We start from the raw sequence: 15,344 nt of genomic DNA, 5'->3' as shown, positions 1-15,344 counted from the left end.
CCGGCGCCCGCTCCCCCGGCGCCCGCCGGCGCCACCAGGCCGCCGATCGCGCCCGGCGTGCCGACCTCGGGCACCTCGCGCAGATCGGCGGACTCCGCCCTGCGGCGGGCCCGGCGGCCGGTGGAGGTCGAGCCGCGCATGAAGGCGGCCACGTCGTCGTCGGCGCCCATGACGGGGGCGTCGAGCACCGGCCGCATGGTGCCCGTCGTCGCGTGGTTCTCCTCGAGAACCAGTTCGACGGGGGCGGGGTCGGCGACGGCGAAGAAGACGTTGCCGATGCTGCTGACCGGCGGGCGCCGGCTCGGCACGGGGTCGAGCGCGCTGGCCAGCAGCGCCTGGGTGGCCGGCGGGACGGCGGGCAGCGACAGCCGCGCCGACGGCAGGTACCCCGTCAGCGCGACGACGGCGGCCGTGACCAGCCCGTACACGTCGGCCGGCGGCCCGGGCGGCGAGCCGGCCTGGACCTCGGGCGGCACCGGGCGGGAGCGCTGGCCGACCCGCGGCGGCACGCCGGCCTGCACCAGCCCGACGCCGGCGACCATGGGCCGGCCGTCGAGGCTGAAGACGATGTCGTCGAGCGTGAGGTCGCCGTGGACGATGCCGCGGCGGTGGATCTCGGCCAGCCCCTCGGCGACCGGCGCGCAGGCCGTGACGACCTCGCCGGGCGGCAGCACGCCGCGGGCGCCGATGATGCCGGCCAGGCTGCCGCCCTCGGCCGCGCCCAGCACGACGACGATGCCGCCGGGCCCGTCGACGATGTCGAGGAACGGGATGACGTGCGGGTGGTCGATGCCGCTCAGGGCCTGCGCGGCCATGCGCAGCCGGTCGCGCACCTGAGGGCTCACCTGACCGACGAGGCGCAGGGTCACGGACGCGCCGGTGGCGTCCTCTCGCGCGACGTACATGGCCGACGCGTCGGAGCCGAGCCGCCGGGTGATCGTGTATCCCGCGGGAGTCTCGAGACCCTGCATCCGCCCATCGTTGCAAACCTCACTCACGAATGCCGCATCGGCCGTGTCACAGCTTGCTCCGAACACGCGTCGCGCCGCCCCGCCCGGCCGTCCCGCGGGCCGGCAGCGAGCGGTGACTACGATGCCGGGCATGGACGGGGTCACGCCGCTCGCCGCCCCGGACAGCCCGTTCGGGCTGCCGCTCTGGCTGGGTGTCGCCGTCATGTTCGGCATCGTGGTCGCCCGCGCACAGGCGACCTACTGGCTGGGCCGGGCCGCGGGGACGGGGATCGCGCGGTCGCGCTGGGGCGACCGCCTCGGCCGCGACCGGCTGGCTCGCGCCGAGCGCGTGGTCGCGCGCTACGGCCCGGTCGCCGTCACGCTGTCGTTCCTGACCATCGGCGTGCAGACGGCGGTCAACGCGGTCGCCGGCGCCACGCGCATGCCGTTCGGGCGCTACCTGGCGGCGATGCTGATCGGGTCGGCGCTGTGGGCCGTCATCTGGACCGTCGGCGGGCTCGGCGTCATCTGGGGCGCCGCGACGGTGGCGTCGGCGTCGCCGCTCGCGGCGGCCGCCGTGGTGCTCGCCGCGCTGGCGCTGGTCGCCGTGATCGTCGTGTACCGTCGGCGGCGCCGGGCACGCCAGGCGTTGACGCACGAGCAGGAGGCCCGATGACCACGCCCACGCCCACCATCCTCGCCACCAGCGGCGGCTTCGGCTCCGACGGGCGCCGCGGCATGGTCCCGACGGGGCTGGCGACGCTCGCGCTGCGGCTCACCGGCGCCGACCGCCCGAAGCTGTGCTTCGTCCCGACGGCGTCCGGCGACAACGTGAGCTACATCCAGCTCACCTACGCGGCGTTCGCCGGCTGGTCGGTCGACGTGTCGCACCTGAGCCTGTTCCCGATGCCGAACGTCGAGGACATCCGGGCGCACGTGCTGGCGCAGGACGTGCTGTGGGTCGGCGGGGGCTCGGTGGCAGGACTGCTGGCGATGTGGCGGCTGCACGGCCTCGACGACGTCCTCCGCGAGGCGTGGGAGGCCGGCGTCGTCCTGGCCGGCGTCTCGGCCGGATCCATCTGCTGGCACGTCGGCGGCCCGACCGACTCCTTCGGGCCGGAGCTGCGCATCGTCACCGACGGCCTGGCGCTGCTGCCGTACGGAGCGGGCGTGCACTACGACTCCGAGGAGGAGCGGCGCCCCTTCCTGCACCGCGCGGTCGCCGGCGGCGAGCTGCCCGCGTCGTACGCCACCGACGACGGCGCCGGCCTGCTGTACCGCGGGACGGAGCTGGCCGGCGTCTACGCCGAGAAGGACGGCGCCCGCGCCTACCTGGTCGAGGCGTCCGGCGGGGAGGCCAAGGAGACGGTCCTGCCCGCCGAACGCCTCTGACCGAGCCGGCTCGGTCAGCGCCGCCGATCAGCGCCGACGGTCCGGGCCCTCATCCGGGCCGGCGGCGCCGTCACCTGGCGTGCGGCGCACCTGCAGGTGGAACTCGCCGTCGTAGCGTTCCAGGCCGTAGTCGACGGCCTGCTCGACCGCCTCGACGCCGCGGTCCTGGCGCAGCATCATCGGGTCGGAGCGCAGGTCCTTGGCCAGCGCCACGCAGATACCGACCATCACCAGCATGAACGGCGCCCCGGCCAGGATCGTGATGTTCTCCAGGCCTTCCAGGGCCGTCGCGCCGCCCTCCCCGATCATCAGCATGATGGCCGCCACGGCACCCATGAGCAGGCCCCAGAAGACGACCACGCCCCTCGACGGCGCGATCGACCCGCGCTGCGAGAGCGTGCCGGTGACGATGGACGCGGCGTCGGCGCCGGACACGAAGAAGATCGCCACCAGCACCATCACCAGCAGGCTGGCGATCGTGGTCAGCGGCAGCTGCTGCAGCACGGAGAACAGCTGCTCCTCCTGGCCGGCCGGGTTATCGACGGTCCCGGCGATGTCCGCGCCGTCGCGCTGCAGGTCGATGGCGGTGCCGCCGAAGATGCAGAACCAGAGCACGCTGACGACGCTCGGCACGAGCAGAACGCCGACGACGAACTGCCGGATGGTGCGACCGCGGCTGATCCGCGCGATGAACATCCCGACGAACGGGGTCCACGACATCCACCACGCCCAGTAGAAGATCGTCCAGCCGGACACCCACTCCTGCATCGCGTCGCCGCCGCTGGCCTCCGTGCGGGCCGCCATCTCGGCGAGATCGGCGAAGTAGTCGCCGATCGCGGTCGGAACCAGGTTGAGGACGAAGACCGTCGGGCCGGCGACGAAGACGAAGAACGCCAGCACGGCGGCCAGCACCATGTTCGTGTTGGACAGCCACTGGATGCCGCGCTCGATGCCCGACACCGCCGACGCCACGAACGCCAACGTCAGCACGGCGATGATCGTCACCAGCAGCCCGGTGCCGACGTCGCCGAGCCAGCCGATCTCCTGCAGGCCGCTGCCGATCTGCAGCGCACCCAGGCCCAGCGACGCCGCGGTCCCGAACACGGTCGCGAAGACGGCGAACACGTTGATCGCGCGGCCGAAGCCGCCCTCGACGCGGCGCCGGCCCAGCAGCGGCGTGAACACCGAGCTGATCAGCTGGCTGCGGCCGCGGCGGAAGGTGCCGTAGGCGATGGCCAGGCCGACGACGGCGTAGATGGCCCACGGGTGCAGCGTCCAGTGGAACAGCGTCGTGGCCATGGCGGTGTTCATCGCCTCGATGCTCTCCGGCTCGCCGGTCCCCGGCACGGGATCGGTGGTGAAGAACGTCAGCGGCTCGTTCACGCCGAAGAACATCAGGCCGATGCCCATGCCGGCGCTGAACATCATCGCGACCCAGGACGAGGTGCGGAACTCGGGCCGTTCGTCGTCGGCGCCGAGCGGGATCCGTCCGTACCGGCTGAACGCCACCCAGAGGATGAACACGACGAACCCGGTAGCGGTCAGCGCGAACGCCCAGCCGGCGTTGTGCGTCACCCACGCCAGCGCCTCCGATGACGCGCTGGCCAGCGAGTCGGTGTCGGCGAACCCCCACAGCACGAACGCGAGGACGATGCCGCCCGCGGTGGCGAAGACCACCTTGTCGGTCGGGCGTCTCTCCTCCGCGGCGATGGCGTCGGAGCCGGGTCCCTGGACACCGGATTCGCGGGCTTGTGTCGTCGTCCCTCGTTCAGCACTCACGTCGGATCGCGTACCCCGGATGGGCACTTCTCCTCTCTTCACCCATGGTCATGACGTGTTTCAACGTATCGGCCGTGCGTCGAGAGGGCACGCCGACCCGACACCATGGGTGGACCGTGGCCGGGTGACCGTCAGGGCAGCAGGCCCGCCAGCAGCTCGTACGAGCGCAGCCGCTCGGCGTGCGGCGTCACCGTCGTGACGACCATCAGTTCGTCGGCGGCGGTACGGTCCAGCAGCGACTCCAACTCGCGGCGGACGGTGTCCGGGCCGCCCGCGATCTGGCCGCTGAGGAACGGCGCGAGCAGCTCCTGCTCGGCCGGGCCGAACTCGTGCGCCGCGGCCTCCTCCGGCGTGGGCAGCGGCCCGGGCTTCCCCGTCCGCAGCCGCAGCATCGACAGCTTCATCGGCCCGGCCAGCCACTGGGCGCGCGCGTCGTCGTCGGCCAGCACGACGCTGACGGCGACCATCGCGTAGGGCGCCGGCAGCTCGGCCGACGGCTGGAAGCCGTCGCGGTACAGCTTCAGCGCCGGAACGGTGTTCGCCGCGCTGAAGTGGTGGGCGAACGAGAACGGCAGGCCCAGGGCGGCCGCGGCCCGTGCGCTGTAGTCGCTGGACCCGAGCAGCCACACGGGCACGTTCGCGCCATGGCCGGGCGTGGCGGTGATGGCGGCGTACGGGTGGCCGTCGGGCCAGTCGCCGGAGAAGAACGCCCGGACGTGGGCCAGGTGCTGCGGGAACTCCTCGACCAGCCGCGGGTCGCTGCTGCCGCGCAGCGCGTGCGCCGTCAGCCCGTCGGTGCCCGGCGCGCGGCCGATGCCGAGGTCGATGCGGCCCGGGTGCAGCGCCTCCAGCGTCCCGAACTGCTCGGCGACCACCAGCGGCATGTGGTTGGGCAGCATCACCCCGCCCGACCCGACCCGGATCGACGTCGTCGCCGCGGCCACCGCCCCGATGAGGATCGGCGGCGCCGAGCTGGCGATGCCCGGCATGTTGTGGTGCTCGGCCAGCCAGTAGCGGCGATAGCCCAGGTCGTCGGCGTGCCGGGCCAACTCCAGGGTCTGCGCCACGGCCGTGGACGGGGTCGACCCGGTCACGACGGGCGCGAGGTCGAGGACGGACAGGGGTACTCCGCGGAAAGTCGCCACGTGAGACACCAACCGCGCGGTTGCCGCAAGCCTTCCCCGCGGGCGTAGGCTCGACGTCCGTGGGCGAGCTACGGATCATCCGGCACGACGGGTACGTGCCGTATCAGGAGGCCTGGGACGAGCAGCGGCGGCTGCATGCCGCACGGGTGGCCGGCGAGATCGGCGACACCGTCGTCCTGCTGGAACACGAGGCGGTCTACACCGCGGGCAAGCGCACGACGCCCGAGGAGCGGCCGCTGCTGGACGCCGGCGCGCCGGTCGTCGACGTCGACCGCGGCGGCAAGATCACCTGGCACGGGCCGGGGCAGATCGTGGGGTACCCGATCCTGCGGCTGCCCGAGCCCTACGACGTCATCGGCTACGTCCGCCGCGTCGAGCAGCTGATGCTCGACGTCTGCCACGACTTCGGCGTCGACGCCGTCCGGGTCGAGGGCCGCAGCGGGGTCTGGATCCAGCCCGGCGACGGGAGCCCCGACCGCAAGCTGGGCGCCGTCGGGCTGCGGGTCGCCCAGGGCGTCACCATGCACGGCTTCGCCCTCAACTGCGACAACGACCTCGGCTGGTACGACCGCATCATCGCCTGCGGCATCGCCGACGCCGGCACCACCACGCTGTCGAAGGAGCTGGGCCGCCGGGTCACCGTCGCCGAGGTGCTGCCGTATGTCGAACGTCACCTCGACGAGCTCCTCGCGCTGCAGCCGCAGACGTAGGGTGGAGGGGTGACTGTCGCGCCGGAGGGACGTCGGCTGTTGCGCCTCGAGGTGCGCAACGCCGCCACGCCGATCGAGAAGAAGCCTTCCTGGATCAAGACGAAGGCGACCATGGGCCCGGAGTACCGCGAACTGCAGTCGCTGGTGAAACGCGAGGGCCTGCACACGGTCTGCCAGGAGGCCGGCTGTCCCAACATCTTCGAGTGCTGGGAAGACCGCGAGGCGACGTTCCTCATCGGCGGCGACCACTGCACTCGCCGGTGCGACTTCTGCCTCATCGACACCGGCAAGCCCGACGACCTCGACCGCGACGAGCCGCGCCGGGTCGCCGAGTCCGTCCAGGCCATGGGGCTGCGCTACGCCACCGTCACCGGCGTCACCCGCGACGACCTCCCCGACGAAGGCGCCTGGCTGTACGCCGAGACCGTCCGCGAGATCCGCCGCATCAACCCCAACACCGGCGTCGAGATCCTCACGCCCGACTTCTCGGGCCGCGCCGAGCTCCTCCAGCAGGTGTTCGACGCCCAGCCGCAGGTGTTCGCGCACAACGTCGAGACCGTGCCGCGCATCTTCAAGCGCATCCGCCCGGCGTTCCGGTACGAGCGCTCGCTCGACGTCATCTCCATGGCGCGCGCCGCCGGCATGATCACCAAGTCCAACCTCATCCTGGGCATGGGCGAGACCCGCGAGGAGATCTCGCAGGCCCTCGTCGACCTCCACGACGCGGGCTGCGACCTCATCACCATCACGCAGTACCTGCGCCCGTCGGTGCGGCACCACCCGATCGAGCGGTGGGTGAAGCCCGAGGAGTTCATCGAGCTGCAGGCCGAGGCCGAGCAGATCGGGTTCGCCGGCGTCATGTCCGGGCCGCTGGTGCGCTCGTCGTACCGCGCCGGACGGCTCTACCGGCAGGCCATGGAGGCCCGCGCGGCGCGCTGACCCGTGACCGGTAGGAGCCGCGGGTCGGCGACCATGTCGGCATGACGGACCTACCGTGGCCCGGCGACCCCGCGGCTGCCTGGCGGCGCGCGGTCGCCGACGCGCCCGCCGAGCCGCCGGCGCGGCGACGTCCGCCCGACCTCTCCGACTTCGCGACCTTCACCCGGCTGGTGCCGCAGCGCGGCGAGTATCTGGCCATGCCCGTGCTGTACGGCGTCGGCGGCGTGTTCTGCGTCGCCGTGGGCCTGCACCTGATGCGCTACCAGAGGCCGCTCGACCCGTTCGACGGCACGGTGCCCGCGTGGCTGGGGCTGCTGGCGTACTGGCCGCCGTGGTTCCTCATGCTCGCGCTGGGCGCGGCCGCGCTGTGCTGGGCGCCGGTGTCGTACGTGCGCGGCAAGCGCGACCACCCGCGACACCTGCGGGAGCTGTACGAGCGGGTGCGCCGCGACGGCATCCTGGTCCAGACGTTCCCGTGCCGGCTACGGTTGGAGGCCACTGAAGGGACCGAGCAGGCCAAGATCGCCGTCGACGCCCGCGCCACCGACGCCCAGGCGGCCCGGCTGCACGCGGCCTTCGGCGACTGGCTGGACGGGGTCAGCGGCGACCCCGCCGCCACGAAGGCGGTGCGGGACCGCTACGGCTCGTCGCGCCGGGTGCTGCCGGCCACCGAGCTGTTCGGCCCGGACGCGGGCGGCGGGTACCTCGTCCGCGGCACGGTCGGCAGCTCGTGGCGGGTCCTGCTGCCCTCGACCGCCGACGACGGCGCCGTCCGGTGGAGCATCGAGGGCGTCCGCGACCCCGAGCACGGCTGACCCGGACCCATGGGCATCGACCGCCAGCACTGTCTCGAGGATGGCACCACCCTGCGATCTGGGTCGGTTGCAGGAGGGAGAGACAGGCGACGCCCCCAGTGGTCCCGGCAAATGAACAGTGCGAGTGAGCCGACGTTGGTCCTCCGGTGGGAAGGTCGCTGGCGTTCGCGATGGAGCCGGCATCGTGCCGACGGCCACGCGCGCGGCCGTGGCCCCCTCACCGTGCCGACGAACCCAGTCGTGTGGTGGCAGCCAGGCCGGGCGCACCGGTCTTGTCGCCGTCGACCCGCCGGTGCCGATGACAACGAGCCGCAGGCCGCTGATGGGTGAGGGATCCGGGTAGCCAGGACGACGCGGATCCCTCACCCATCCAGGCCGCGAAGGCATCACCTGCCGACCACGACACCGCGACCACGACGCCACCACCATGACCACCACGAGACACGCCCCACGCATTCATCAGCATCTCGAAGGCCGCAGCGTCGGCAATCTCGGCGTCGGCTAACACAGTGCGCGGTTCGGGCGCCGGTTGCCTCAGAACAGGGCACCGAATATCATCGACTCACCAAGACCGGTTCCGCCTACGTCGTAGGTCCAGGGCCGGTCCTCATTTTTTCCGTGCAGGACGATTCGATTGCGGGCTGCAGTCAAGGCGTACCGAACCTACGAGGAGCAAGTCGACCTGCTCAGCCGCCGCGGCATGGAAGTTGGCGACCGTGACGCGGCCATCGCCGTCCTGCGGCGGATCAACTACTACCGTCTGAGCGGCTACTGGTACCCGTTCCGGCAGCTGAAGGACGGCGACCGCGGCGACGATTTCTACCCCGCTACCCGGCTGGCAGATGTCGTCGCACTGTACGACTTCGACGCCACCCTCAGAGCAGCCACATTCTCCGTCCTCACACCAATCGAACTCGCATTCCGCGCTCTGCTCGGTCACGAACTCGGGCGAATCGACCCTTGCGTCCACCTTGATCCCGGCAAACTCGGCCCGAGGGCACAGCACGGCGACTCCTACCGCCGGTGGCTCGCTGGCTACAAGGCCAAGCTGGACTCGTCGCGAGAAGACTTCGTCGTTCACCGCCACCGGAACTACGGCGGGACTCTTCCGGTCTGGGCAGCAGTTGAAGTGCTTGACTGGGGCGGCCTGACCTACTTGTTCGAGTTCGCTCCACGAAAGGTGCAGGACGTGATCGCCGCGGCGTGCGGCCTCCGCGCCCCACAGCTCGCGAGCTGGCCGAAGGCGCCCAGAACCACTGGCAAGACGCAAGTCCACTCTGGAAGATCTGAGCGCGACACATATGCCCAGATGGGACGCTCTTGCATCGGGTAGCGCGGGTAGGGCGACACGACTGCTCCCCTGAGGGCATGCAAGGCACAGGTGCCTATCCGAACTACGTCCACCGGTGAAGCCGCCGTCAGAGGCCGAACCAGCCCTTCTCCGCCACCATGAGCTCGTGCGTCGTGCCGTCCTCGGCGACGATCACCACGAGGTCGGTCGGCGACGGCCCGCCCGGAGTGCCGAACGGGCCGTTCCACCGGCCCTCGGCCAGGATCACCACCTGCCCTGACGGGGCGGTGGCGGCGGCGTGGAAGCCTCCGGCCGCCTCGACCGTCGCGGTGATCTCGCCGGACTCGACGTCGACGACGGTGAGCAGCTGGTCGTCGTCGTTCGGGCCGATGGCGCTCTGCACGACGACGTGCCCGGCCGACAGGCCCGCCGTCGTCGCGCGAGACTCCTCGCCGTGGTCGAGCACACGGTACGGCCATTCGGCGCCGGCGCAGGACCGCTCGGGCGGCAGTGCCGGGACCACCTCCTGGACAAGCCCCGCGGCGTAGAAGTCGGCCGGCGCCAGCTCACGCCGGCCGCCGCCGTCGCCGCGCGCGTACAGGCGCCGTATCGGCAGCCCGGCGGGCGCCCCGTCCGGCGGGGCCAGCCCGACCGCGCCGCCCTCGGCCACCTCGCGGGTCACGTCGAACGTGACGGGGAGGGCGCCGCCCTCGAAGCCGAGCTGGCACCACCAGGTGTCGTGGGTGGCCTGGTCGACGCCGGCGGCCGCGGTCTCGTCGAGCGGGATCTGCTCGACCTCGCCCTCCTCGGTGATGAACAGGATCGCCTCGCGGCGCGGGTCGTACACGTAGTTGTCCCACCGGCCCTGCGGCACCTCGTCGCCGAGCCCGTCGATCTCCTCGTCCGCGGCCACCACGGACCCGTCCTCCAGGGCCACGATGACCAGACCCCACGCGTGCTGCACGTAGGCGTAGGTGTCGCCCGCCGCGATCACCTGCGGCCCGGGAGCGAAGTCCGGCAGCTCCTCGTCCCAGACGGTCGCGCCGGTCGCGAGGTCGATCGCCATCACCCCCGAGCCGCGTGGCGGCAGCGGCATCCGCGGCCCGTAGTCCTCGTAGGCGACCACGACCACCTGCCGCCCGTCGACGGTGGCGAACGCCACCCGCTCGCCCACGGTCGCGGACGTGCGGATGACCGGCCCGGGGACGACGAAGCAGGCCGCGATGACCGACGCGAGGAGCAGGGCCATCGCCGCGGCACCCACACGGCGCATCGTCAGAACCACAGCAGGCCGGGCTCGCCGACCTCGAACTCGGTGAAGCCGCCGGCGGTCGCGACCACGAGCAGGCCGGTCTCGTCGTCGTTCTCGGTGAGGATCAGCACCCGGCCGCCGGGCGCGTCCACCGCCTGTCGCAGCGACCCCGGCAGCCGGTAGGTGTGCGCCGGCTCGAACGTCGCCGGGTCGACGACCGACAGGGTCGACTGCGGGACGTCCAGCGTCTCCAGGACGAGGAACCCGGCCCCGTGACCGGCCGCCACGCCGTACCGCTCGGCCGCGGTGTCGAGCACGAAGAAGTCGGTCCTGGTCCCCCAGGTGTTCAGCGAGAGGGAGGCGCCGTCCGCGGTCAGGGCGGTCTTCGACGTGGTGCCGGACTCGCTGCCGTACAGGTCGCGGTCGTCGTCGACGTTCAGGACGTCACGCCAGCGTGCGGCGACATCCGGTGCGGCCGGGCGCGCCGTCGTCCCGCCGACCGGGATCGCCAGCACCGCCCCGCCCGACGTGAGGGTGACGACGGCGTCGGCCGCGGCGTCGTGCGCGGAGGCGGTCCGGGACGCCAGATACGCCGCGCCGAGTCCGTCGACACCGTCGCCACGGGCGATGACGTCGCCGTCGTCCAGGTCGACGATCACCAGGCCGTCGTCGGTGGTCAGGTACGCGTACCCGCCGCCCGCGGCGAGCACCCCCGCCTCGACGGCCGGGTACGCGGCGGAGATCGGCCGGTCCCACAGGTGGTCGCCGGTGGCGAGGTCGACGGCCGCCACCCGGACGGTCAGCTCCCTCGCGAAGACCCACCGGATCCGGCCGAGCGTCCCGCCGGCCTCGTGCTGGTACGCGACGACGGCCACGTCCCGGCCGTCGATCGTCGTGACCGCCAGGTCCAGCGACGGCGTCGTCGGGCCGTCGACGCCGTCGGCCACGATCGCGGCGCCACCGGCGACCAGCGCGGCGACGACCAGGGCGACGGCGACGAGCACCCGCCTTCGGGCGGCCGTCATGCGCCACCGCCTCCGCCGCCGTCTCCCCCGCTGGGCTGCCGATAGTCGTCGGCGCGCGGGTCGAACGCGACCGGGCCGCTGCTGTCGAGCTCGACCAGCACGTCGTTCGAACCGGCGGCATCGGTCAGGACCCGCAGCCGGGTGCCGGGCAGCGGCACGCGCTCGGGGTCGGTCAGCAGCCGCGCGGTCACGCGGCCCGCCGTCCCGTAGCGGACGACCACCTCGAACTCCGGCCGCGACGACGGCCACCTCTCCAGGAACCGCACCGTCTCCAGGACGCCCGGGACCGGTCGCCCGTGGGCGCGCAGCTCCCGCATACGGGCCTGCCTGCGCAGCGCGCCCTTCGTCGACGCGACCGCGCGGACGAGAACGAGTGCCCCGACGAGGAGGAGCGTGCCGGGCACGGCGGCGGCGACGTTCGCCGGTGTGTTCGGCCCGTGCTCGTCCCAGCTGAGCACGATGGGCGTCGTCAGGGCGGCGCCGAACCCCAGCAGGCCGATGCCCAGCAGCCACCGCGTTCCCGCACTCCCCCGGCCGGTCAGCCGCTCCCCGAGCGCGTTGACGGCGATCCACGCGGCCAGGGCGACCACGATCGGCGGCAGCAGCCATCCGAACGCGCGCGGCGGCGCCCCGGCGAAGGCGAGGTCCACGACCAGGATCAGCGTGATCGGGCCGCCGACCCCCGAGACGAGGCAGGCGAGCGCGAACAGCGTCCAGGCCCCGGCGCCCGGACGCGGCCGCTCGCGGACGATGTCGGCGCCGGTGTCGTGGACGGAGAACACGACGTCGGGATACGCGGACGGTGGCATGCGCCCGACGCTGCCGGACGCCGGTCGCCTACCGATCACGGCTTCGCGACCGGCGCGGGCGCGTACGCCGTCGAGAACGCACCCCAGAGCAGCGGCGAGCAGGCGGGGTCGCCGGTACGGCGCCAGCGGTCCGCGCGGCTGCGCTGCCAGGCCGCCAGCGCGGCGATCGGATCGGTCGCCTCATGGGCGTCGTTCACCGCGACGACCACCGCGGCCAGCGCTCCGCCGGCGGCGCGCGCCGCGTCGTCGGGTGCGAACCCGGGCAGCAGCCGGCCGAGGGCGGCATCGGTGGGCAACGTCCACCGGGCCGCCGTGACGTACTCCGCTCCCGTCTGGACCGCCGCCGTGACCAGCCCGGACGGTTCGGCGAAGCGCTGGTCGCCGCCGCTGTCGCAGGCGATCAGCGCCACCCGGTTCGGCAACCGCCACGGCCGCGGCCGGTCCGGCCGGTGGCCGAGTACGAGGTCCGCCGCGGTGAGCGGCCGGTGCGCCCCGACCGGCTCCGCCCGCCCCGGTGCGGCCGCCGTGCACGACAGGTGCAGCCGCGCGCCCAGTCCGTGCTCGGCGGTGCTGACGTGCCCGGCGTAGAGGAACCTCCCGGCGTCGGCCAGCACTGCCTCGAGCGTGTCGCGGTCGAGGTCGGCGCGCCGGAACGCGGTCTCCGCGGTGGCCGGCGGCCGCAGCCGCGGGCCCAGCGACGTCACCATGGCGGCCAGCCCGGACGCGGGGTCGACCGGGCCCAGCACCGAGCCGAGTGCGGAGCCGTCGCCGAACCCGGGCACCCGCGGGTCCAGCGCCGCGACCACCGGGCCGCCGGGCTCCCAGGACGAGACCCGCCGGCCCGGCGCGTTGCGGACGGTCGCGGGCGGCAGGACGGACACGTCCGCGATGTCCACCACGCGTTCGCCCTCGTCGCCGGGGAGCGCCTCCCAGGGCACCTGCGCGGTCGACGGCGACGGCTGGATGCGCAGGTGCGGGCGCGCGCCGCGGCCGATCAGCTCGTTCAGCTCCGCCGCCAGATGGAACGGCAGCAGGGACCGGGCCAGCCGCACGGTCAGCTGCGGTTCGCGTCCGGCGTCGGCCAGTGCCCCGCCGAGGGCGCGGACGAGCGCCCGCTCCGGGTCCTCGCCGGGCAGCGGCGAGGGCAGCGCCCGAGCGAGGTCGTCGAGGGCCGGCTGGAGCTGCTTGCGCTCGACGAGCGTGACCCGCGGGTCGCCGGGGGCGTGCTCCCAGCGCCACGACACGTACAGGTCGCCGGCGTCGACCAGCTTCACCTGGACGACCGGCCGGGCCCCGGCGTCGACCCCGTCGAGCACGCGCAGGTCGACGGCCGGCCGGCGCCGCAGGCTCACCATGCCGGCACCACCTCGGCGGAGCGGACCGGGAACCCGTACCGCTCCTCGGCCGCGGCGATGAAGCCGTCCAACACAGAGTCCCCCTCCGGCAGCATCCGCAGCCGCGGCGGCAGGGCGAGGCGGTCGGGCGCCGGGGCGTCAGAGAGGACGAACCGCGCCTCGCCCGTCGCCAGCTCCGCCAGCTCACTCCCCGCCTGTGCGGCGAGAGCGTCCTCGTCGAGCTCGGGCAGGACCGCGGCGGTGGTCAGCGCCACCGTCGCCGAGGCGTGCTCGACCAGCTCGAACGCCAGCGGCGTCCAGCCGAGCTTCGTCACCAGGTCGAAGGAGAGGACCATGGCCGGCGCGGCGACCACCCGGGCCCACCGCTCGCGCACGGGTCCGACGGCGAACCGGTGCCGGATCGCCTCGGTGGCCAGCGCCGCGGGGAGCACCAGGCCGAGCGCCGACTCGCGCCGCCGCAGGCGTTCCTTCCGGCGCGGCGTGATGCGGGTGGACGCGGCGACGACCATGGCGCGGCGGATGTCGACGCGGGCCGTCTGGTGCCCGAGGCCCAGCCGCACGCACCGTTCGCGGGCGGCCAGGTAGACCTCGTCGCCGGCGGCGAAGCCCTCGACGACGGCCGTGACGTCGCCCAGCAGGAGCAGGCACTCGATCAGGTCGGACGTGTCGCCGGTCGCCTCCATCGTCGCCGCGGCCGTGGTCAGAAGCCGCTGCGCCGCCCGCGGCCGGGCGCGGCGCAACGCGACCGCGGCCCTGCCCAGCTGGCAGCCGGCGACCAGCGCCGGACGTCCCTGGCGTTCGTACGCGTCCTGGGCGGCGGCGAACGCCTGCTCGGCCTGGTCCAGGTCGCCCCGCCGCAGTGCCCGGCGGGCCAGGTTGTGCCGCACCGTGGCGCTGCCGAGCCGGTCGCCGGTCGCCTCATGCAGGTCGGCGGCGAGCCGCAGGTGCGCGTCGGCGCCGTGCTGGTCGCCGGTGCGGTCGGCGAGGACGGCCAGGTTGGTGTGCGCGGCACCGGCCAGCCGGGGCTCGGACTCCTGGGCGACCGCCAGCGCCCGCCCGATCTCGGCCCAGGCCTCCTCATAGCGGCCCAGCGTCGTCAGAACCGCCCCGCGGCTGTTGTGCAGCGTGAACACCAGGACCGCGAGGCTCGCGGCGTCGGTGGCGCGGAGGTCGTCGACGAGAGCGGTGGCGTCGTCGAGGTCGGCGAGCGCGGCGTCGCTGCGTCCCAGCGCCTCCAGCGTCTGCGACCGGTTCACCAGCATGGCGGCGCGGGTCGCCGCCGTTCCGTACGCGTCGCCGGCCACCACCTCGGCCGCCCGGCAGGCCGCCAGGCACTCGTCGGCCAGCCGCAGCGCCCCGGCGAGGTCGCCGCCGTCGTCGGCCACGGCGGACAGCTGGTGCAGCACCCTGGAGCGTAGGTCGAGTGCCTCGCCGTCGTCGGCGGCCGCCGCGACCGTCGCCTCGAGCACCTCGCGCAGGATCGTCTCGGCGTCGGCCGGCCGCCCGTCCTCGAGGGCCAGGGCGGCGTCGTTGAAGCGCCGCCCCCAGGGCCGCCACTCGGGCCCGTACGCCCGCGTGGCCCGCACCCCGACGAGGCGGGCGACCCGCGGATCGGTGCCGGGCGACGGCTCGGTCATCGGGTCCCCCGGTCCCAGCCGGCGAGGGCGGCCCGCTCGGTGAGGGTCGCGTCCGGCCTCGTCAGCCGGGCGCGGACGGCGGCGACGACGGCGGCCTGGCGCTCGGCCGTGCCAGGAGCGGGTGCCCTGACGGCGTCCTGCGCGGCGACGGCCGGGTCGTAGACGACCGCGACACGCTGCGCCGCCGGCAGGAGCAGCGCGGCCGGCGGCAGCGGCGCCGTCCCGAGGAGCGGGCCGCCGTCGCC

14 protein-coding genes and 1 pseudogene are annotated in these 15,344 nt (G+C 73.9%); 6 read left to right on the top strand and 9 right to left on the bottom strand.

The window, feature by feature from the left end; genetic code table 11:
• On the bottom strand, positions 1–971 hold a 971-nt coding region (locus DY240_RS08190), incomplete at its 3' end, for a protein kinase domain-containing protein (RefSeq protein ID WP_158602777.1).
• Between the two features lie 130 nt (positions 972–1,101).
• Between DY240_RS08190 and DY240_RS08185 the strand changes: the two genes are divergently transcribed.
• Complete coding sequence (locus DY240_RS08185) at positions 1,102–1,626, top strand: DedA family protein (RefSeq protein WP_119659449.1); 525 nt, start codon at positions 1,102–1,104, stop codon at positions 1,624–1,626.
• Positions 1,623–2,342, top strand: coding sequence for a Type 1 glutamine amidotransferase-like domain-containing protein (locus tag DY240_RS08180; protein ID WP_119659448.1), 720 nt, complete (start codon positions 1,623–1,625; stop codon positions 2,340–2,342). The genes DY240_RS08185 and DY240_RS08180 overlap by 4 nt, the downstream gene beginning before the upstream one ends.
• Before the next feature lie 27 nt (positions 2,343–2,369).
• Here the strand turns inward: DY240_RS08180 and DY240_RS08175 are convergent, their stop codons facing one another.
• Entirely contained in the window at positions 2,370–4,052 is a 1,683-nt protein-coding gene (locus DY240_RS08175; RefSeq protein ID WP_407659291.1) for a BCCT family transporter, read from the bottom strand.
• Between the two features lie 200 nt (positions 4,053–4,252).
• Complete coding sequence (locus DY240_RS08170) at positions 4,253–5,266, bottom strand: LLM class flavin-dependent oxidoreductase (RefSeq protein ID WP_119659446.1); 1,014 nt, start codon at positions 5,264–5,266, stop codon at positions 4,253–4,255.
• Positions 5,267–5,325: 59 nt separating this feature from the next.
• Between DY240_RS08170 and lipB the strand changes: the two genes are divergently transcribed.
• The 4 genes from lipB to DY240_RS08150 all read left to right on the top strand — a co-directional run bounded on the left by lipB (position 5,326) and on the right by DY240_RS08150 (position 9,063).
• A complete protein-coding gene (gene lipB, locus DY240_RS08165; protein WP_199701071.1) occupies positions 5,326–5,976 on the top strand; it encodes a lipoyl(octanoyl) transferase LipB in 651 nt (216 codons plus the stop codon).
• Between the two features lie 9 nt (positions 5,977–5,985).
• Complete coding sequence (gene lipA / locus DY240_RS08160; protein ID WP_119659444.1) at positions 5,986–6,915, top strand: lipoyl synthase; 930 nt, start codon at positions 5,986–5,988, stop codon at positions 6,913–6,915.
• A gap of 41 nt (positions 6,916–6,956) precedes the next feature.
• Complete coding sequence (locus tag DY240_RS08155; RefSeq protein WP_119659443.1) at positions 6,957–7,730, top strand: hypothetical protein; 774 nt, start codon at positions 6,957–6,959, stop codon at positions 7,728–7,730.
• A gap of 634 nt (positions 7,731–8,364) precedes the next feature.
• Complete coding sequence (locus DY240_RS08150; protein ID WP_199701070.1) at positions 8,365–9,063, top strand: Abi family protein; 699 nt, start codon at positions 8,365–8,367, stop codon at positions 9,061–9,063.
• An 85-nt stretch (positions 9,064–9,148) separates the two neighbouring features.
• On the opposite strand, the gene DY240_RS08145 is transcribed toward DY240_RS08150, so the two are convergent.
• From DY240_RS08145 to DY240_RS31745, 6 genes and pseudogenes are all read right to left on the bottom strand, one after another.
• Positions 9,149–10,294 (bottom strand): PA2928 family protein, encoded by a 1,146-nt coding sequence (locus tag DY240_RS08145; RefSeq protein ID WP_147375235.1) that lies wholly within the window; start codon positions 10,292–10,294, stop codon positions 9,149–9,151.
• Between the two features lie 2 nt (positions 10,295–10,296).
• Positions 10,297–11,298, bottom strand: coding sequence for a PA2928 family protein (locus DY240_RS08140; RefSeq protein WP_147375234.1), 1,002 nt, complete (start codon positions 11,296–11,298; stop codon positions 10,297–10,299).
• Complete coding sequence (locus tag DY240_RS08135) at positions 11,295–12,107, bottom strand: hypothetical protein (RefSeq protein WP_119659440.1); 813 nt, start codon at positions 12,105–12,107, stop codon at positions 11,295–11,297. The genes DY240_RS08140 and DY240_RS08135 overlap by 4 nt, the downstream gene beginning before the upstream one ends.
• A 35-nt stretch (positions 12,108–12,142) precedes the next feature.
• Entirely contained in the window at positions 12,143–13,462 is a 1,320-nt protein-coding gene (locus DY240_RS08130; protein ID WP_119659439.1) for a CHAT domain-containing protein, read from the bottom strand.
• On the bottom strand, positions 13,456–15,099 hold the full coding sequence (locus DY240_RS08125; RefSeq protein ID WP_119659438.1) for a hypothetical protein: 1,644 nt from the start codon (positions 15,097–15,099) through the stop codon (positions 13,456–13,458). Before DY240_RS08125 ends, DY240_RS08130 begins: the two co-directional genes overlap by 7 nt.
• A pseudogene (locus DY240_RS31745) lies at positions 15,096–15,344 on the bottom strand (hypothetical protein); the annotation flags it as partial. The gene DY240_RS08125 and the pseudogene DY240_RS31745, both read right to left, overlap by 4 nt.

Origin of the sequence: Jiangella rhizosphaerae, from assembly GCF_003579925.1 — a bacterium.
GTDB lineage: Bacteria > Actinomycetota > Actinomycetes > Jiangellales > Jiangellaceae > Jiangella > Jiangella rhizosphaerae.
Note: the sequence above shows the minus strand (reverse complement) of the source record. Positions and strands in the feature narration are given on the sequence as shown.

Bases quoted from the DNA above. Each gene is read 5' to 3' on its own strand.
- DY240_RS08185 (WP_119659449.1), top strand. From the start codon at position 1,102: ATGGACGGGGTCACGCCGCTCGCCGCCCCGGACAGCCCGTTCGGGCTG.
- DY240_RS08180 (WP_119659448.1), top strand. From the start codon at position 1,623: ATGACCACGCCCACGCCCACCATCCTCGCCACCAGCGGCGGCTTCGGC.
- DY240_RS08155 (WP_119659443.1), top strand. From the start codon at position 6,957: ATGACGGACCTACCGTGGCCCGGCGACCCCGCGGCTGCCTGGCGGCGC.
- DY240_RS08145 (WP_147375235.1), bottom strand. From the start codon at position 10,294: ATGCGCCGTGTGGGTGCCGCGGCGATGGCCCTGCTCCTCGCGTCGGTC.
- DY240_RS08140 (WP_147375234.1), bottom strand. From the start codon at position 11,298: ATGACGGCCGCCCGAAGGCGGGTGCTCGTCGCCGTCGCCCTGGTCGTC.
- DY240_RS08135 (WP_119659440.1), bottom strand. From the start codon at position 12,107: ATGCCACCGTCCGCGTATCCCGACGTCGTGTTCTCCGTCCACGACACC.
- DY240_RS08130 (WP_119659439.1), bottom strand. From the start codon at position 13,462: ATGGTGAGCCTGCGGCGCCGGCCGGCCGTCGACCTGCGCGTGCTCGAC.
- DY240_RS08125 (WP_119659438.1), bottom strand. From the start codon at position 15,099: ATGACCGAGCCGTCGCCCGGCACCGATCCGCGGGTCGCCCGCCTCGTC.